Annotated in this window: 17 protein-coding genes; 8 read left to right on the top strand and 9 right to left on the bottom strand. The window is 72.1% G+C overall.

Going from position 1 to position 16,849, the window contains the following annotated elements:
* The first annotated feature begins 47 nt into the window (after nucleotides 1-47).
* A complete protein-coding gene (locus ACFVYR_RS11040) occupies nucleotides 48-503 on the top strand; it encodes a Rieske (2Fe-2S) protein (RefSeq protein ID WP_384251810.1) in 456 nt (151 codons plus the stop codon).
* A gap of 47 nt (nucleotides 504-550) precedes the next feature.
* Here ACFVYR_RS11040 and ACFVYR_RS11035 read toward each other — a convergent pair whose 3' ends face one another.
* A complete protein-coding gene (locus tag ACFVYR_RS11035; RefSeq protein WP_384251807.1) occupies nucleotides 551-1,195 on the bottom strand; it encodes a cysteine hydrolase in 645 nt (214 codons plus the stop codon).
* A gap of 215 nt (nucleotides 1,196-1,410) precedes the next feature.
* On the opposite strand from ACFVYR_RS11035, the gene ACFVYR_RS11030 reads away from it, so the two are divergent.
* Nucleotides 1,411-1,896 (top strand): pyridoxamine 5'-phosphate oxidase family protein, encoded by a 486-nt coding sequence (locus ACFVYR_RS11030; RefSeq protein ID WP_384251804.1) that lies wholly within the window; start codon nucleotides 1,411-1,413, stop codon nucleotides 1,894-1,896.
* A gap of 11 nt (nucleotides 1,897-1,907) precedes the next feature.
* Here the strand turns inward: ACFVYR_RS11030 and ACFVYR_RS11025 are convergent, their stop codons facing one another.
* Entirely contained in the window at nucleotides 1,908-2,810 is a 903-nt protein-coding gene (locus tag ACFVYR_RS11025) for a LysR family transcriptional regulator (RefSeq protein ID WP_384251801.1), read from the bottom strand.
* Between the two features lie 75 nt (nucleotides 2,811-2,885).
* Between ACFVYR_RS11025 and ACFVYR_RS11020 the strand changes: the two genes are divergently transcribed.
* Complete coding sequence (locus ACFVYR_RS11020; protein WP_384251798.1) at nucleotides 2,886-3,914, top strand: DMT family transporter; 1,029 nt, start codon at nucleotides 2,886-2,888, stop codon at nucleotides 3,912-3,914.
* Here the strand turns inward: ACFVYR_RS11020 and ACFVYR_RS11015 are convergent.
* On the bottom strand, nucleotides 3,905-5,236 hold the full coding sequence (locus tag ACFVYR_RS11015; protein ID WP_384251795.1) for an aminotransferase class I/II-fold pyridoxal phosphate-dependent enzyme: 1,332 nt from the start codon (nucleotides 5,234-5,236) through the stop codon (nucleotides 3,905-3,907). The genes ACFVYR_RS11020 and ACFVYR_RS11015 overlap by 10 nt on opposite strands.
* 107 nt (nucleotides 5,237-5,343) lie before the next feature.
* Between ACFVYR_RS11015 and ACFVYR_RS11010 the strand changes: the two genes are divergently transcribed.
* A complete protein-coding gene (locus tag ACFVYR_RS11010; RefSeq protein ID WP_384251792.1) occupies nucleotides 5,344-6,054 on the top strand; it encodes a pyridoxamine 5'-phosphate oxidase family protein in 711 nt (236 codons plus the stop codon).
* 44 nt (nucleotides 6,055-6,098) lie between these two features.
* Here the strand turns inward: ACFVYR_RS11010 and ACFVYR_RS11005 are convergent, their stop codons facing one another.
* From ACFVYR_RS11005 to ACFVYR_RS10995, 3 genes are all read right to left on the bottom strand, one after another.
* Entirely contained in the window at nucleotides 6,099-7,121 is a 1,023-nt protein-coding gene (locus tag ACFVYR_RS11005; RefSeq protein WP_384251789.1) for a DMT family transporter, read from the bottom strand.
* A gap of 261 nt (nucleotides 7,122-7,382) precedes the next feature.
* Nucleotides 7,383-8,489 (bottom strand): DMT family transporter, encoded by a 1,107-nt coding sequence (locus ACFVYR_RS11000; protein WP_384251786.1) that lies wholly within the window; start codon nucleotides 8,487-8,489, stop codon nucleotides 7,383-7,385.
* 123 nt (nucleotides 8,490-8,612) lie between these two features.
* Nucleotides 8,613-9,296 carry a Clp protease N-terminal domain-containing protein gene (locus ACFVYR_RS10995; protein ID WP_384252142.1) on the bottom strand — a complete coding sequence of 228 codons (684 nt, stop codon included), beginning with the start codon at nucleotides 9,294-9,296 and terminating at the stop codon, nucleotides 8,613-8,615.
* Nucleotides 9,297-9,460: 164 nt separating this feature from the next.
* Between ACFVYR_RS10995 and ACFVYR_RS10990 the strand changes: the two genes are divergently transcribed.
* Nucleotides 9,461-9,667 (top strand): hypothetical protein, encoded by a 207-nt coding sequence (locus tag ACFVYR_RS10990; RefSeq protein WP_384251783.1) that lies wholly within the window; start codon nucleotides 9,461-9,463, stop codon nucleotides 9,665-9,667.
* Between the two features lie 95 nt (nucleotides 9,668-9,762).
* Complete coding sequence (locus tag ACFVYR_RS10985; protein ID WP_384251779.1) at nucleotides 9,763-10,194, top strand: SRPBCC family protein; 432 nt, start codon at nucleotides 9,763-9,765, stop codon at nucleotides 10,192-10,194.
* Nucleotides 10,195-10,302: 108 nt separating this feature from the next.
* Here the strand turns inward: ACFVYR_RS10985 and ACFVYR_RS10980 are convergent, their stop codons facing one another.
* Nucleotides 10,303-10,974 (bottom strand): PadR family transcriptional regulator, encoded by a 672-nt coding sequence (locus tag ACFVYR_RS10980; protein ID WP_384251776.1) that lies wholly within the window; start codon nucleotides 10,972-10,974, stop codon nucleotides 10,303-10,305.
* 243 nt (nucleotides 10,975-11,217) lie between these two features.
* Between ACFVYR_RS10980 and ACFVYR_RS10975 the strand changes: the two genes are divergently transcribed.
* Nucleotides 11,218-12,039, top strand: coding sequence for a PhzF family phenazine biosynthesis protein (locus ACFVYR_RS10975; protein ID WP_384251773.1), 822 nt, complete (start codon nucleotides 11,218-11,220; stop codon nucleotides 12,037-12,039).
* A gap of 160 nt (nucleotides 12,040-12,199) precedes the next feature.
* Here ACFVYR_RS10975 and ACFVYR_RS10970 read toward each other — a convergent pair whose 3' ends face one another.
* A complete protein-coding gene (locus tag ACFVYR_RS10970) occupies nucleotides 12,200-13,003 on the bottom strand; it encodes a CPBP family intramembrane glutamic endopeptidase (protein ID WP_384251770.1) in 804 nt (267 codons plus the stop codon).
* Between the two features lie 185 nt (nucleotides 13,004-13,188).
* On the opposite strand from ACFVYR_RS10970, the gene ACFVYR_RS10965 reads away from it, so the two are divergent.
* Nucleotides 13,189-14,988 (top strand): substrate-binding domain-containing protein, encoded by a 1,800-nt coding sequence (locus tag ACFVYR_RS10965; protein ID WP_384251767.1) that lies wholly within the window; start codon nucleotides 13,189-13,191, stop codon nucleotides 14,986-14,988.
* 23 nt (nucleotides 14,989-15,011) lie between these two features.
* On the opposite strand, the gene ACFVYR_RS10960 is transcribed toward ACFVYR_RS10965, so the two are convergent.
* Entirely contained in the window at nucleotides 15,012-16,532 is a 1,521-nt protein-coding gene (locus ACFVYR_RS10960) for a glutamate--cysteine ligase (protein WP_384251764.1), read from the bottom strand.
* Nucleotides 16,533-16,849 lie beyond the last annotated feature (317 nt).

Below are 16,849 nucleotides of genomic sequence, written 5' to 3'. Positions count from 1 at the left end.
GTGGTGAATGTTTGAACACCGGGGCCCGGAGCCCCGTATCACTGGCCATGACGACTTCCGAAGAGACCGTTTCCGGGCCCTGCCGCCGCACCGTCGTGGCCACACTCGGCGCCGCGGGCTTCGCCGCCGCGCTCACCGCCTGCGGGGCGGGTGACAGCGACGACTCCTCCGAACCCGCGGGCGCGCAGGCGCCGGGCGGTGACGCGGGGGCCGCCGGGACCGTGCTGGCCAGGACGTCGGAGATTCCGGTGGGCGGCGGCAAGATCTTCAAGGACGCGGGCGTGGTCGTCACCCAGCCGGTCAAGGGCCGGTTCAAGGCCTTCTCGAACCGGTGCACCCACAAACAGTGCCCGGTGTCGAGTCTCGAGGGCGGCACCATCAACTGCCCCTGCCACGGCAGCAAGTTCGACGTGGCGGACGGCAGCGTCAAGGGCGGCCCCGCGCCGAAGCCGCTGCCGGCCGCCGAGATCACCGTGACGGGCGGCTCGGTCAAGCTGGCCTGAACGCCTGCCCTTTGCCCCCGCCCCCCGGCCGGAAGAATGCACATGCCCTAACCGGCGCGTCGCGGGCGCTTCCAGGCGCTCAGGATCTCCCCCGTGGTGGTGACGGTGGCGACGAGCGCGAGCGTGTTGCGGATCATCGCCTTCGTGTAGTCGGCGGGGACTCCCGCGATGGCGTCGGCGGGCACGACGGCGGTGTAGCCGAGGTTCACGGCGTCGAACACGGCGTTCGGGATCGCGACGTTGGCGGAGACCCCGGTGACGAGCAGGGTCCGGCAGCCGATATTGCGCAGCAGGGCGTCCACGTCGGTGCCCGCGACGGGTGAGAGACCGTGCAGGCGGCGCACGAGGAAGTCCTCGTCCGCCACCTCGATCGGCGGTGCGACACGCACGGCCGCGGTGCCCGAGAGCTGCCGCACGGGCAGCCGTTCGGCGGCGCGGAAGAGCCGGGCGTTGCGATTGGCCCCGCGTCCGTCGGGCCGCCGTTCGGCGATCGCGTGCAGGACCTGGACGCCGCTCAGGTGGGCCGCGGCGACCAGCCGGGCGACATTGGCGAGTGCGCCCGAGGACCGCGCCTCGGCGGCGAGTTCGGGCAGGGCGCTCTCCGTGCCGATGACGCCCTGCTGGCACTCGACGGTCAGCAGGGCCGTGGTGGCGGGATCGAGGAGTTCCCTGAGCTGTTCGTACGACGGCATGGCTCCCCCTTGTCGCGGACGTCCGGGACGCCGGCGGGACGGGCCGGCGCACGGGCCCGGAATCCGCGCGAGGCTAACGGCCATTGCGTCACGAAGGAAGAGCCCTCATCCTTTCCTGACGCGGGCCCCTGACGGGATGTCAGGTAAGCCGGTGCAGCCAGGTCGGCCGTACGAGGGGTCGTGCGGCCGGATCGCCACTCGGGAGGGACATCCACATGGCCGTCACGCAGCGCCGGGGCCGCAGGATCATGATGACGCCGGACGAGCTCGACGCCTTCCTCGCCGCGGAACGCACCTGCCGGGTGGCGACCGTGTCCGCGGACGGCGCCCCGCACGTCAGCACGCTCTGGTTCGCCTGGGACGGCACCTCGCTGTGGCTGTACTCGATCATCCGCAGCAAGCGCTGGGCCGACCTGCGCAAGGACCCGCGGATCGCCGTGGTCGTCGACACCGGCGAGGAGTACGGGGAGCTGCGCGGCGTCGAGCTGTCGGGCACGGTGACCTTCGTCGGCGAGGCCCCGCGCACGGGTGAGCCGTGCCCCGAACTCGACGCGCCGGAGCGGCTGTTCGCCCAGAAGCTCTTCGGCCTTGACACGATGCCGCACGACGGCCGTCACGCGTGGGTCCGCCTGACGCCGGACGCCGTCGCGTCGTGGGACTTCAGGAAGCTGACGGGTGCCGGGGGCCGCACATCCGGCTGAGGCGACTCCCCCTACCGGAGCCCCGCCCCGGCCGCCCTGAGCGCCTGCGCTGCTGCCCTGATCGACGGGCGGCGGTCCGCGTCCGCGCGCCACACCACGTACACATGCCGCCGCACCCGGTGCCGCACCGGAACCGCGCGCACGCCCGCAGGCATCGGGTCGCGGCCCAACTGCGGTGCCACGCAGACGCCGAGACCGGCCGCGACCAGGGCGAGCTGGGTGTGGTGCTCCTCCGCGCGGTGGGCGATGCGCGGCTCGATGCCCTTGCCGCGCAGCGTGAACATCAGCCACTCATGGCAGAACTCGCCCTCCGCCCAGGTGATCCACTCGTCGTCCGCGAACTCCTCCAGGTCCACTTCGGCACGGTCGGCGAGGGGGTGCGCCGCGGGCATCGCGACGTCGGCGGGGTCGTCGAGGAGGGGCGTCTTGACCAGGCCCTCCGGGACGGGCAGCGGTTTGTTGTACCAGTCGAGGACGACCGCCATGTCGATGTCGCCGCGCACCACGCCCGAGACGGCCGGCGTCGGCTCCATCTCGTGGCAGCCCACCCGCAGCCCGGGGTGCTCGGTGCGCAGCGCGGCAAGCGTGGCGGGCAGCAGGCCCCGCATGGCCGTGGGGAACGCGGCGATCCGCAGCTCGCCGACGGCCTTGCCGCGCTGTTCCTCCAGGTCGGCCTGGGCGAGCTCGACCTGCGAGAGGATGCGGGCCGCGTGCTCGGCGAGCAGCCGTCCTGCGTCGGTCAGGCGCACGCCCCTGCCGTTCTTCGCGAGCAGTTGCTGGCCCACCTCGCGCTCCAGCTTCGTCATCTGCTGCGAGACCGCGGACGTCGTGACGTGGAGGCCCGCGGCGGCTCCGCTGACCGAGCCGTGCCGGGCGAGGGCGTCGAGCGTACGCAGGCGCTCCAGGTTCAACATGTAAGTGATGCTACGCGATGACTCGCACAAAAACTCGCTTGTGCTACGAGATCCTTGAGGTCCATGGTGAGAGGCATGAGTTCCGCACCCCCACCGCCCACGCCGCCCCGATCAGCCGCCGCACCGGCCGCCGACTCCCCCGCACCCGGCCGCCCCGCCCTCGACTGGCGCGTCCGTTTCGGCTTCCTCTCCCTGATCTGGGGCTTCAGCTTCCTGCTGATCAAGGTGGGCGCCGAGGGGTACGCACCGTTCCAGGTCACCCTGGGGCGGCTCGTGTTCGGCGCGGCGGTGATCGCCGTCGTGCTCGTGGCGAAGCGGGAGCGGCTGCCGCGCACGGCACGGACCTGGCTGCATCTGATGGTGGCGGGCTTCTTCCTCAACGCCCTGCCGTTCTCCCTCTTCGCCTACGCGGAGCTGACGATCCCGTCGACTCTCGCCGGAATCTGCAACGCGACGTCGCCGCTCTGGGGCATGGCACTCTCCCTCGTCGCGCTCTCCGAGGACCGGCCGACCCGGCGCCGCGTCGCGGGCCTGGGCCTCGGCTTCTTCGGGGTGCTCACCGTGCTCGGCGTATGGCAGGGCTTCAGCGGACTGGATCTCGGCGGCACGGCGATGGCGCTGCTCGCCTCGGTCAGCTACCCCATCGGCTGGATCTACGTGCGCCGCACACTGGCCGGCGCCGGACACTCGAACCTCTCCCTCTCCGGCGCCCAGCTGCTGGTCGCCTCGCTCGAACTGGCCGTGGTGACGCCGCTGTTCACCTCGCTCCCGGCCCACTTCCCCGTCATACCGCTGCTGGCGATCGTGGCGCTGGGCGCCCTGGGCACCGGGGTCGCCTTCCTGTTGCAGTACGCACTGGTCGACGAGGTCGGCCCGACCACCGCCCAGATGGTCACGTACTTCGTTCCGGTCATCGCGACCGCCGCGGGCGTCGCGGTGCTCGGCGAGTCCCTGAGCTGGTCGACGCCGGTCGGCGCGGTCATCATCCTGGCGGGCGCGGCCCTCACCCAGTCCAGACCCCGGCGCGCCACGGCGGCCCCCGCCGACCGGCCCGCCCGGCAATCCGCCGACCAGCCGGCCCGCCAGTCCGCCCGTCAGTCGTAGCGGCGCGCCGGAGCTGGCCCGGTCGCGGCGGCGACGGCGTCCGCCACCACCACGATGTCCTCGTCGCCGAGCGCCGCCACAGTGATCCGCACCCCGGGCGGCGTGCCCAGGCGGAACCTCGCTCCCGGAGCCACCGCCCACCCCGCGTGCAGCAGCCGTGCGACGGCCCCGGTCTCATCGGGCACCGGCACCCATACGTTCATGCCGCTGCGCCCGTACGCGGCCACACCCCGCTCGGCGAGCGCCCCGATCAGCGCGTCCCTGCGCCGCCCGTAGGACGCGGCCACCACCCGGGCGTCGACCGCTCCCGTGGCCCAGAGCTGCGCGACGGCCCGCTGCAGGAGCCGGCTCACCCAGCCGGGCCCGAGCCGCTGGCGCCCCCGCACCCGGTCGATGGTGACGGGGTCGCCCGTGACCACCGCGAGCCGCAGGTCGGGGCCGTACGCCTTGGCGGTCGAGCGGGTGAGGGCCCAGCTGCGGGTCGACCCGGCCAGCGGGTGCAGCGGCAGGTCGACGATGCCGTGGCCGTGGTCGTCCTCGATGAGCAGCACGTCCGCGTGCGCGGCGAACACCTCCCGCAGGGCGTGCGCACGCGCGGCGGTGACGGCGGCGCCCGTGGGGTTCTGCGCGCGGTCGGTCACCACGGCCGCCCGGGCACCGGATGCCAGCGCTCGTTCAACATCGGCGGGCAGCGGCCCCTCGTCGTCCACGCCCACCGGGACCGCGCGCAGCCCGAGGGCGGAGACGAGGTCGAGCAGGCTTCCCCAGCCCGGGTCCTCCAAGGCCACCCCGTCGCCGGGCTTGAGGTGGGCGGCGAGCACTCGCTCGATGGCGTCGAGCGAACCGGAGGTGACGGCGAGGGGGCCATGGGGGACGCCGTCGGCGTCGAAGGCCACGCGCGCGTGGCGTTCGAGTTCGGGGTCCACCGCGCCCTCGCCGTAGAGGACGGGCTGCCGGTCGTTCTGCGCGGCGGCCGCCGCGAAGGCCGCGGACAGCGGGGGCAGCAGCTCCGGGTCGGGATTGCCCTGGGAGACGTTGCGCACCCCGGGCGGCGCGTCCACCCGGATCAGCTCGCGCGTGGTGGTCGCGGGTTTCGGGCGTACGCGACTGCCGCGCCGTCCCGCCGTCTCGATGACGCCGCGTTCGCGCAGCGTGCGGTAGGCGGCCGCCACGGTATTGGGATTCACTCCGAGGCGTTCCGCCAACTCCCTCATGGGCGGCAGCAGTTGGCCCGGTTCGAGGCCGCCTTCACCCACCGCACGCTCCACGCTCGCAGCGATCTCGGCTGCGCGTCGGCCTTCGATCCGATACTCTCCTAGCACAAAGCTGATTATGCACTAGTGCAATAGCTGCCGGCAAATCGTGAGCAGAGCGGCAGCAGGAAAAGCAGTCCGGGAAAGCCGCACAAGGAAGCCGTACAGGGAGAGCCATGCAGACGACGCCGAGTACCACCGACACCATGTCGCCGGAGAGCGCCGCCTACACACCGACCGGCCGCACCACCCCCACTCGCTCAGCCGAACGCGCTTCGTACGACCAGGAGTCGGTGCACGCGATACTCGACGAGGCGTACGTCTGCCATCTCGGTTTCGTGCGCGACGGCGCCCCCGTCGTCCTGCCGACGCTCTACGCGCGCGTCGGCGAGCGCCTGTACGTGCACGGCTCCACGGGTTCCCGGCCGCTGCGCATGGCGGGCGCCGCGGCTTCCGAGGAGCGGGACCCCGGCCTGCCGGTGTGCCTGACCGTCACCCACGTCGACGGCCTGGTCCTGGCCCGCTCGGCCTTCCACCACTCGATCAACTACCGCTCCGTGGTGGTCCACGGCACCGCCCACCAGGTGACGGACCCCGAGGAGAAGCGCGCCGCCCTTGACGCGCTGGTCGACCACGTCGTGCCGGGGCGCGCCGCCGACTCGCGCCCCGCCAACGCCAAGGAGCTCGCGGCGACCGCCGTCCTGCGCCTCGATCTCAGGGAGGTGTCGGCGAAGGCGCGCACCGGCGGCCCGAACGACGAGCCGCAGGACATGGACCTGCCCCACTGGGCGGGCGTCGTCCCGCTGAGCAAGGGCCGCGGCGCCCTGATCCCCTCGGCGGACCTCGCGCCGGACATCGAGGTCCCGGAGTACCTGATCGAGCCGTAGGGCCGTCGGCGTCCGCGGCGCCCGGGCCCCAAAGCCTGTGCCTCCTACACCGCCGCCACTTCCCGCCGCTCCGCCACCGCGTCCCGCGTCTCCGCGACCGCGAGGCCCGTCACGGCGGCCAGCATCAGGGCCGTGCCCGCCACGGTCGCCGCCGTCAGCGCCTCACCGAGCAGGGTGACCGCGATGACGGCGGCGCCCACCGGCTCAAGGAGCATGATCACGGAAACGGTGGCGGAGCGCACGACGGCCGCACCCGCGAAGTACAGCGCGTACGCGACCGCCGTCGGCACGGCGGCGATGTACAGCAGGCAGAGGCCCACGCGCGCGGGTTCGGCGGTGTGCGGCAGCAGCCCCTCCGCCATGGCGAGCGGCAGCAGGCAGAGCGAGACGACGGCGAACGCCCAGACCGTGGTGTCGGACGAGTCCGCTCCGCCGTCCCGCCCCCACCGCCGCGTGAGCAGCGTCATGGCGGCGTACGCGGCCGCGGAGACGAGCCCCCAGCCCACACCCACCGGCCGCACGCTCGCGCCGCCCGCGCCGCCGCCGCCCCCGAGGACGAGCACGACGAGGCCTGCGAGTGCGCCGAGGACGGCGACAGCGCCGCCGCGGCCGAGCCGCTCCCCCAGCGTCAGGCGGGCGCCGAGTGCGATGAGGACGGGCCCCGAACCCATGGTGACGACGGTGCCGACCGCGAGGCCGGTCGCCTCGACGGACGCGAAGTAGGCGGTCTGGAACACGGCGAGAGCCACGCCCGTCACGACGATCCGGCGCACCCTGCGGCTCAGCGGCCCGGCAGCCGCCCCCCGCGTGGCCGCCCGGGGCGGGCGTACCAGCCGTGCGGCCGTGCGTGCGACGAGCAGCAGGGCGAACCCGCCCGCGCACCGCCAGAAGGAGAGGCTGACCGGACCCATGCCACCGGCCGCGAAGACCAGCGCGGCGGCCGCGCCCGCGGTACCCCACGCGGTTCCGGCGACGATGAGGTAGAGCAGGCCCCGCCCGACGGACAGGCCGGCGGTCGAATGGGAGCCGACAGTGGGTACGTCGGACGTGCTCGGCGTGTGTGACACGTGAGTTCTCCGCAGCAGAGAGGGATGGGTGGCTCCGTCTGCGGGCAGCGCTGTTCGGCCCGGCCGTCGGCCGGGCATGATTCGTGAGCGCCCCGCGCTAGGGTCTGTCTTTCGGATCAGGCCGGACTTGGGTGGCCTTGCCTTGGGTGGGGCTCGAGCGGGGTCTGGTGCGTGCAGCTGCGACCCCGGACAGATCCGAGAGACAGGCCCTAGGCTGCGGGGGGCGGAAGAACGAGCGCTCGTGCGTGCATGATCAGCACGTTAGGTCGCGTCGCCGACGCGCGACAACTCAGTTTCGGATGCCGGGACTCCGCCCTCCGCCGAGCCCCCGCCCTTCTTCGGGCCTCCGCCCTCCCCTGCGGCTTCCGTCGTCTCCGCGGCTTCCGTCGTCTCCGCGGCTTCCGTCGTCTCCGCGGGCTCGGTCGGCGCCGACGACTGCGCGATGAACGCGCCCACGAGGACCACCGCACCGCCGACGACCTGCGGCGCCGAGAGGCGCTCGCCGAGGACGACCCAGGCAAGGGCGGTCGCGATGACCGCTTCGAGGCAGGCCACGACGCCGGCCACCTGGGGCGAGAGCCTGCGCACGGACAGGACGCCGGTGACGTACGCGACGACCGTGGCGATCAGCACGATCCAGCTGAGCAGGGCCCAGGCCGGAACGGCCGAACCGTCCAGATCCGCGTCCCCCGCGAGCACCGACCAGTCCATGCCCCACGGCCGCGCGACGACGGTCAGTACGACGGTGCCGACGAGCAGGCCGTACGCGATGACGCCGAGCGGGTCGGGGGCGTCATCGCCCGCTTCGCTGCCCTGGTCGGACAGGACGAAGTAGCCGACCTGGCAGCAGGCGGCGCCGAGTGCGAGCAGGAGCCCGACGGCGTCGAAGCTCAGCCCCGCCCACACCTCGACCACGCAGGCGAGGCCGCCGACGGCGAGCACCACACCGAGCGCGGCCGCCCGCGTGACGGGCCGCCGCTGCACGAAACGCACCCAGCCGAGGACGAGCGCGGGCGCGAGGTACTCGATCAGCAGCGCGACACCGACGGGGATGCGCGAGAGCGCGGCGAAGTAGCAGGCCTGGACGCCCGCGACGGCGAGGAGACCGAACCCGGCGAGCAGCGCGGGCCTGCTCCGCAGCAGTCCGCGGTGGCGCCAGGCCACCGGCAGCATCACCAGGGCGGCGCCCGCCACCCGCAGCCACACCACGTGCAGCGGGTCGAGTCCCGCCTCGATCAGCGGCTTCGCCGCGACACCGGAGCCGCCGAAGGCGACCGCCGACACCAGGGCCAGGGTGAGCCCGACGCCCCTGCCGCCCTCGCCCCGGCCGCCCCGATCTCCCCGGACGCCCGCGTTCCGCCGACCCACCCGGCTCTTCTGTACCCCGTCAGACGCTTGCACCGGCACATCATGGCAGGCGGCGTCATGAGCGTCACCCCTACTGACCCCTGTCTCAATCGGCGGACGCCATGCCGCTCGCAGGAAGGCGGATCAGCAGTCGGGACCGGCCCCTTGCACTCCGTCGTACCGAGCACCTTCCGTACACCCGGAACCTCCGGCGTACCCGGCGCCCTCGGCGCACCCCGCGCCCTCGGTGTGCCCCGCGCCTCCGGACACGTACTGCCTGCATCCCGCCTCTATGCGCCGCAGCAGCGACGGGACGTCGACCCGGGCCCGCGCCAGGACCTCGACGGCGCGGCAGTCCGGGTCGGCGACGAGCCCGGCGAGCAGATCCATGCCGAGGGCGCGCGGCTCGCCGCGCAGTGCGGCGCGTTCAAGGGCCACGTCCATCGCGTTGGTGGCGGCCGGCGACCAGCCCGCCTCGGGGACGGAGGAGACCACCGGCACGGCGCCGGAGTCCTCCACGGCGGCCTGCCACTGGAGGCCGTAGCCGATGCTGCGCTGCACGAGATAGCCGAGGACGCGCACCGCCTGCGCACCACTCTCGAAGACGGCGCGTACTTCGGAGCCGGTCTCCAGGAGGGAGTGCAGCAGGTGCGCGGTGTCTATCTGCCGGTCCCCGTCACGCACGGCGCGGCGTCGCGCGCCCGCCACCACGGACGCCAGCTCGGGACTGAGTCCGGAGTCCGGTTCTGCTCGAATCGGGCCGGGTTCGGCGCCGGAAGGGGTACGACGGCTTTGCACATCTCCCACCACATCAACCCCCACTGGCATATGCATCGGCGGCGGGAAGCATCTTGGCGTCCGACACAGGTTGGGCACACCCGCGTCGGTTGTCCTCCTTACGGATGAGATCCGCCCGGCCCTCCGGTCGCCTGCGGGCCACGCTCCGCCGCGCCTCCGCAACCGCCGCCCGGCGCCGTTCGTCTTTCCCTGGCATGGAGGACAGGTGCTGGATGGTCGCCCTGCCGGCGCTCGACGGCAGGGAGTACGTCTACCGGGTGTACGCCCCCGAGGACGCGCTGCCCGCCGACCTGTTCTGGGAGGCCTGGCACTGCCACGACGAAGGACCGTTCCCGCGCGCCTCCGACCTCTTCGACGCGGCGGTGATACGGCGCGTGGGCCTGACGTCCCAGCAAATCTGACGGTTCATCAGTATTGAATGTTCCGGACCCTGCGGCTACGTTCCGCGACACCGTAGCTGCGGCCGTCGCAGCGCCCGAGGGGAAGGGGTGGTCACATGGCCGAAGTCAGCGCGGAGGCACGGATCGAGGCACCCGTCGAGAAGGTCTGGGCCCGGCTCACCGACTTCTCCTCGTACGGCGAGTGGAACTCCACGCACACGAGCTTCCCCCAGGGCACGCCCACCACCCTGGAGCGCGGCGGCACCTTCGTGGAGAACATGAAGCTGATGGGCTTCCCCGCCGAGGTCAAGTGGACGATCGAGGAGCTGGAGACCACCCGCGCCCTGGCCATCGCGGGCAAGGGCCCGATGGGCGTGAACGTCGGCACCCGCTACTCCCTCTCCCCCGAGGGCTCCGGCACGGTGGTCCGCATCGAGGGAGAGTTCACCGGCGCCGCCGTGTCCCTGATGGCGGGCAAGCTGAAGGACTCGGCGACCGCCGCCCTCAACGAGTCGCTGCGCAAGCTGGACGGGCTGGTGACGGGCTGACGCGCGCCGCCTCCGTAGAAGAACGACCTCCACAACGAGAACGAGGCGCCCCACACCATGCGTGCGGGGCGCCTCGTCCACGACGGCGAGCCGTCGGCCTCCATCGCCTCAGTCCTCATCGGCGAGGATCAGGTACAGCTTCTTGCGGGCGTCGTTGATGACGGATACCGCCTTCTCGCGCTGCTCCTTGCTGCCGGTCTTCCAGACTTGACCGAACGCCTCCATCAGACCGAAGCCGGCCTGCCGGATCTCGTTCAGCGTGTCCCAGTCGACCCCGCGCCCGGCCTCTTCCCAGGGCGCCTCGGGACCTCCCTCGGCCGCCTCACGGCCGGCGTCGGTGAGCGAGAAGAGCTTCTTGCCGCCCTCACTGGCACTGCTGATCAGGCCCTCGTCCTCCAGGAGCTGGAGGGTGGGGTAGACCGAACCGGGGCTTGGCTTCCACGCCCCGCCGCTGCGCTCGGCGATCTCCTGGATCATCTCGTAGCCGTGCATGGGCCGGTCCTTCAGGAGGGCCAGGATCGACGCGCGCACATCGCCGCGCCGCGCCCTGCCCCGCGGTCCGCCGCGGCCACCGCGACCACCCCAGGGGCCGCCGGGGCCGCCGGGGCCGCCGAAGCCTGGACCGAAGGGACCGAACGCACCGCGCCGCCCCTCGAAGCCGCCGAAGCCACCGAACCCTTCGCGGCCGAAGCCTCCCTCGCGGCCCTCGGAGCCACCACGGCGCCCGTGTCCATGCCCATGCCCGCGTCCGTGCTCGTGTTCAAAACCATGGGAACGCATAGCAATCACTCCTTGATGCAGTCGATCGGAAACCCAATCGGTATGTGGATCCTTGATCCGTCGCGTCCCTATCGCGATGCGTCAACGATATATCGGCAACATTCGTTCGGCAACCCCTTCACCCCGTTCAGGATCCGGACCGTGCGGTCCGTGTCGCCCCACGCCAATCGCGCCCGCAACTCAGTCCAGTTCCCGCACATTGGCCTTACCCACAGCGCTCCGCGGCCCTCTACCGTCCTCACCATGCCGACTTCCCACCGCATCCGCATCGTCGACGCCTTCACCGACCGGCCCTTCGCCGGCAACCCGGCCGGCGTTCTGCTCCTCGACGCCTTCCCCGACGACACCTGGCTGCAGCACGTGGCCAGAGAGGTCAACCACGCCGAGACCGCCTTCGCCCACCGGCTGCCCGCGGGCGCCGACGCCGACTGGGCGCTGCGCTGGTTCACGCCCGCCACCGAGGTCGACCTCTGCGGTCATGCCACTTTGGCCACGGCGCACGTCCTGCACACCACGGGCGCCACATCGGGCCCTGTCCGTTTCGCCACGCGCAGCGGCGTCCTCACCGCCACCGCGCACGAGGACGGCGCCCTCACCCTCGACTTCCCGACCGCCACGCTCACCGCGGCCGAGGTCCCCGCCGGGATCGCCGACGCCCTGGGCGCCGATCCTGTCACCGCGTACGACACGGGCCGGCAGGTCGGCGACCTGCTTGTGGAGCTCGCCGACGAGAAGACGGTCAGGTCGCTCACCCCGGACCACAAGGCCCTTGTCCGGCACTCCGAACGCGGAGTCATCGCCACGGCCCGCGCCGAAGACCCCTCCGGCGGCTACGACTTCGTATCGCGCTGCTTCTTCCCGCGCGTCGGTATCGACGAGGACCCGGTGACGGGCAGCGCGCACACCGCGCTCGCGCCCTTCTGGTCCGAGCGCCTCGGCCGCGCCGAGCTCACCGGCCTGCAGGCCTCCGCCCGCACCGGCCTGGTACGCACCCGGCTGCGGGGCGAGCGCACGCTCCTGACCGGCCGGGCGGTCACGGTCATCGAGGGCGACCTCTTGGCCTGACGGCGCCGGTCACCCGGAGGCCGCTCAACCGAAGACCGCTCACCCGGAGAACCCGGACTGCCACCACGTGGGACGGCTCAGCACCGTGCGGACGCAACTGTGGGGACGTACGAGATCCTCGTACGTCCCCACAGCACCGAACCCGGCCGCGCCTGGCGCCTCACGAAGGCGTCGGCAGCCACCCCACCTTCCCCGCGAGCAGCGCGTACCCGACGAACGCCCCGATATCCAGCAGGGAATGGGCCACGACCAGCGGCCCCACCCGCCCCCACCTGCGGTACAGCAGCACGAACACCACGCCCATCGCGACGTTGCCCAGGAAGCCGCCGATGCCCTGGTACAGGTGGTACGAACCCCGCAACACCGAGCTGCCCACCAGCGCGGCCATCGGCGTCCACCCCAACTGCCCCAGCCTGCGCAGCAGGTAGCCGACGACGATCACTTCCTCCAGGACCGCGTTCTGCACCGCGGACAGCACGAGGACGGGGTACTTCCACCACACGTCCGGCAACGCCTCGGGCACCACGGTGAGGTTGAAGCCGAGCCCGCGTGCCGACAGGTAGAAGGCGATGCCCGTACTGCCGATCACCGCGGCGATCGCGGCGCCGCGCCCCAGGTCCGGCCACGGCCTGCTCCGGTCGAAACCGATCGTCCGCAGCCCCGCCCTCTCCCGCAGCAGGAAGTGCGCGACCAGCGCGACCGGCACCAGGGCTGTCGCGATTCCGAAGAGTTGCCACGCGAGATCCAGCCAGGGCCGCCCCGGCGCCGCCGACGTGTTCATCGTCGCCGCCTGATCCTTGAGGCCGCCCGGTCTGGTGACCGAACCGACAAAGCTGATCAGCGCGGAAACACCGCTCGCGCCGAGCGAGAGAGCCAGGACGAGCAACGTCTCATCCCGGAGGTTCCGTCGCGAAGCCCCCTCCGTTCGAAAAGAACCGGCCATCGGCCCCGGCTCCGCTTGCACTTCCGCCTCCAGTTGAGTAATCCCGTCTCATCCCCATCTTCGCCCCACTAGGGTCGCGAAAGAAGTTGCGAAGACCGTGCGCGACAGGCCGAGGGGGACGGACGCCGATTCCGGGCGTGCACGCCGTTTTCGGACGTACAGCTCCCCTTTCCTTGCTACATCGTTCAAGGAGGGGCACCACCGCCATGGGACGTCACAGCTTGCCCGATGAGCACGGGGCGGCAGCGCCCGACCCCCGATCGCGTGCGCGCGGGCGCACGATCGCCATCGCGACGGCGCTCGTCCTCGTGATCGCGGGCGGCACGGCGGCGGCGGTCCGCAGCGGCCTGCTCTCCCTCGGCGGTTCCTGCGGCGACGACGCCGTACGCCTCGACGTCGTCGCCGCGCCCGCGGTGGCCCCCGCCCTGCGCGAGGCGGCCGACCACGCCCGCGAGGAGGAGATCACCTCGGACGGCCACTGCATCGACGTGCGGGTGACGGCGCGCGATTCGTACGAGGTCGCGGCCCAACTCCGCGCGGGCAGAGGCGATCCGGAGTACGACGTATGGGTGCCGGACTCCGACATCTGGGTGCGGCAGGTGGGCCTCGGCTCCCAGCAGAACAAGATCTCGCCCGCGGGCAACATCGCCTCGTCACCCGTCGGCATCGGCATGGTCCCGTCCGCCGCCGCGTCGCTGGGCTGGCCCGGGAAGACGTACGACTGGCCGGAGTTGACCACGGCCGCCCTGCGGAGCGACAAGCTCCGCCTGGGCGCGGCCGACCCCGCGCGCAGCGCCACCGGCCTGCTCGCCCTCGCCGCGCTGGGCGCGTCGGTGAAGAGGCAAGCCGCCGAGCAGGGTGGCGGAGAGAACGGCAAGGACGGCGGCACCCGGGCCGCCGCCCTGGCCAAGGCCCTCTCCGCCCGTACGTCGGACAGCGACGGCCGGCTCCTGGACACCCTGGCCCGCGACGGCTCCGGCGCCGAGCCGGGCGATGCCCGCCGCAACCAGGCCCTGATCCTCTCCGAACAGGCGGCGTACGCGCACAACACGGCGGCGGGCGCCGAGAACCGCCTCGACCTGTTCTACCCCAAGGACGGCTCACCCCGGCTCGACTACCCGTACACCCTCGTCGAGGACAACGAGATGACCACCGACATGAGCCGCGCGGCCCTGCGCTACATGGCGCTGTTCAGCGACGACGACGGCGAACGGATCCTGGCGGAGCACGGCTTCAGGACCGGCTCCGACCGGCCCTCCGACCGCCTCGTCACCACCGCGGGCGGCCGCACCCCGCAACCCTACGCGGCACAGGCGACGGACCCGCCGTCCGACAAGCAGCTCCAGGAGACCCTGGGCATGTGGACGATCACCGTGCAGAGCGCCCGGATCAGCACGGTCGTCGACGCGTCGGAGTCCATGCGGCAGTTGGTCCCCGGCCGCGCCCGCTCCCGTATGGAGGTCACCAAGTCCGCGCTGCTGCGGGCCCTCGCGGGCTTCACCGAGAGGGACGAGATCGGCCTGTGGGAGTTCGCCACGCGGCTGGACGGCGCCCGCGACTACCGCGAACTGGAACCGGCCGAGCGCCTCGGCGAGCGCAGGGGCGGCGCCACCCACCGCGACAGGCTGTCGAAGGCCTTCCGTGGCCTGCAGCCCGTGCCGGGCGGTGCCACCGGTCTGTACGACACGACACTCGCCGCCTACAGGCACGCGCGGTCGACGTACGAGAGCGGCAAGTTCAACGCCCTCGTGATCCTGACCGACGGCGTCAACCAGGACCCGGACAGCATCTCGCGCGGGGCCCTCATCTCCCGTCTCGAGGAACTCACCGACCCCAAGGAGCCGGTGCCGGTCATCGCCATCGCCGTCGGCCCCGACGCGGACAAGGGCGAGGTCCAGCAGATCGCCGAGGCGACCGGCGGCTCCGGCCACCAGGTCGACGACCCGGCGCAGATCCACGCGGTCATCCTCAAGGCGATCATGGAGGCGGGCGGCAACCGGGGCTGAGCGAAGACCTCCGGCCGGAGATCTCAGCCGAGCGGCACCGCAGGCTCCCGCAGCCCCACGGGCCACGTGTGCACCGGCTCCCCGGCATGCATCAGCTCGCAGTACCCCTTGGTGGTCGCCGCGAGCGCCTCCTCCCTGGCCATGCCGCTCTCCAGGGCGCGGTGGTACGTCATCGCCTGCCACGACGATCCGTTGATCCGCAGCCGACACCGCTCCTCGATCACCCCGAGGTACAGGTCCCGGTCGGCGGCCTCCACGCCCCACGCGTCGAGACCCGAGGCCGCCAGCGGCAGCAGTTCGTCGCGTATGAGCCGGACGGCCGGCACCTCGGTGGTACCGCCGAGCCTGCCCCGCCGCGGCCACTGCAGCGTGGCGTCGATGCCGTGGCGGCACGCCGCGTCGAAGTTGCGGGCGGCGGCCTCGAAGGGCAGCCGTGACCACACCGGCCTGGGCTCCTCGGCGAGCGCCCGCACCAGGCCGTAGTAGAAGGCGGCGTTGGCGATGACGTCGGTGATGGTGGGGCCCGCGGGCAGTACGCGGTTCTCCACCCGAAGGTGCGGGACGCCGTCGGCGATGCCGTACACCGGGCGGTTCCAGCGGTACACGGTGCCGTTGTGCAGGACGAGTTCGCCGAGCCGCGGCACACCGCCCGCGTCCAGGACGCCCAGCGGGTCCTCCTCCTCCATCAGCGGCAGCAGCGCCGGGAAGTACCGGAGGTTCTCCTCGAAGAGTTCCAGCGGCCCGGTGACCCACCGCTCCCCGAACCAGGTGCGCGGCCGCACGCCCTGGACCTGCAGTTCGGGCGGCCGCGTGTCGGTGGACTGCAGGAACAGCGGCGGCCGCGACTCGCGCCACAGCTCACGGCCGAACAGGAACGGCGCGTTGGCACCCACCGCGACCTGCGCCGCCGCGATGGCCTGCGCCGCGTTCCACACGTCGGCGAACCGGCCCGGGGTGACCTGGAGGTGCAACTGCACGGAGGTGCACGCCGATTCGGGTGCGATCGACGCCGAGGTGCAGGTCAGCCGCTCGACGCCCTGGATGTCCAGGGCGAAGTGCTCGCCGCGCGCCGCCACGATCTGATCGTTCAGGAGGGCGTAGCGATCGACGTCGGAGAGGTTCGCGGAGACGAGATCGGCGCGGTTCAGCGTCGGCAGGATGCCGATCATGACAATTCCGGCGGCGAGCTCGTTCGCTTTCCTATGGGCGTAGTTGAGGCCGGTGCGGAGCTCTTCGGCGAGCCGGTCGAGTACGCGTCCGCCGAGCCGGTGCGGGGCGATGTTCACTTCCAGATTGAACATTCCGAGTTCCGTCTGGAAATCCCGGCTCGCGATGCGCTCGAGAACCTGCGCATTCAACATTCTCGGCAGCCCGTCGGGCCCGACGAGATTCAGCTCGATCTCCATGCCCATCAGATTCCTGGGCCGGTCGAACCGCTCCTCCGCCAGCAATCGCTCCAGCCCCGCGAGACACTCTCGGAGCTTGCCTCGGTAGTGGTGCCGATCGGCCAGGTCGAACGTGCCCGCCACGACCTTCTCCCCCATCGAAGCGTCCCTCCTCGAACGGGCAGCCATGGGTCCGGCCGCTGTGTACGGGGGATGATGCCCCGGCAATGTGATCGATAACGCCCCACGCGGGGCCGTCGGCCGGTACCCTCGACGCAGCCGCTGTCCGGCACATTCACCAGGCATGCGGCACGGCGCAGATTCCGTTCCGGAGTGCCTGGTCAAAAGTACCGGCAAAAATCGGCCGACCGCGTATCGCGAGAAATCCGAGGTCATGACGGCAGGGCCGGTGTGAAATCGGGATAAACGTCCCACAAGGACGGCGCATTAACGCCTTGCCGGCAATATCCGGTACA

Origin of the sequence: Streptomyces sp. NPDC058284, from assembly GCF_042881135.1 — a bacterium.
GTDB lineage: Bacteria > Actinomycetota > Actinomycetes > Streptomycetales > Streptomycetaceae > Streptomyces.
The sequence above is the reverse complement of the archived record's forward strand: the minus strand, read 5'-3'. Positions and strand labels throughout refer to the sequence as shown.

What these genes read in the sequence shown, in the direction of transcription:
- ACFVYR_RS11020 (WP_384251798.1), top strand. Translation starts at nt 2,886, where the DNA reads ATGAGTTCCGCACCCCCACCGCCCACGCCGCCCCGATCAGCCGCCGCA.
- ACFVYR_RS11025 (WP_384251801.1), bottom strand. Translation starts at nt 2,810, where the DNA reads ATGTTGAACCTGGAGCGCCTGCGTACGCTCGACGCCCTCGCCCGGCAC.
- ACFVYR_RS10975 (WP_384251773.1), top strand. Translation starts at nt 11,218, where the DNA reads ATGCCGACTTCCCACCGCATCCGCATCGTCGACGCCTTCACCGACCGG.
- ACFVYR_RS11030 (WP_384251804.1), top strand. Translation starts at nt 1,411, where the DNA reads ATGGCCGTCACGCAGCGCCGGGGCCGCAGGATCATGATGACGCCGGAC.
- ACFVYR_RS10985 (WP_384251779.1), top strand. Translation starts at nt 9,763, where the DNA reads ATGGCCGAAGTCAGCGCGGAGGCACGGATCGAGGCACCCGTCGAGAAG.
- ACFVYR_RS10960 (WP_384251764.1), bottom strand. Translation starts at nt 16,532, where the DNA reads ATGGGGGAGAAGGTCGTGGCGGGCACGTTCGACCTGGCCGATCGGCAC.
- ACFVYR_RS11035 (WP_384251807.1), bottom strand. Translation starts at nt 1,195, where the DNA reads ATGCCGTCGTACGAACAGCTCAGGGAACTCCTCGATCCCGCCACCACG.
- ACFVYR_RS10980 (WP_384251776.1), bottom strand. Translation starts at nt 10,974, where the DNA reads ATGCGTTCCCATGGTTTTGAACACGAGCACGGACGCGGGCATGGGCAT.
- ACFVYR_RS10990 (WP_384251783.1), top strand. Translation starts at nt 9,461, where the DNA reads ATGGAGGACAGGTGCTGGATGGTCGCCCTGCCGGCGCTCGACGGCAGG.
- ACFVYR_RS11040 (WP_384251810.1), top strand. Translation starts at nt 48, where the DNA reads ATGACGACTTCCGAAGAGACCGTTTCCGGGCCCTGCCGCCGCACCGTC.
- ACFVYR_RS11010 (WP_384251792.1), top strand. Translation starts at nt 5,344, where the DNA reads ATGCAGACGACGCCGAGTACCACCGACACCATGTCGCCGGAGAGCGCC.
- ACFVYR_RS10995 (WP_384252142.1), bottom strand. Translation starts at nt 9,296, where the DNA reads ATGCCAGTGGGGGTTGATGTGGTGGGAGATGTGCAAAGCCGTCGTACC.
- ACFVYR_RS10965 (WP_384251767.1), top strand. Translation starts at nt 13,189, where the DNA reads ATGGGACGTCACAGCTTGCCCGATGAGCACGGGGCGGCAGCGCCCGAC.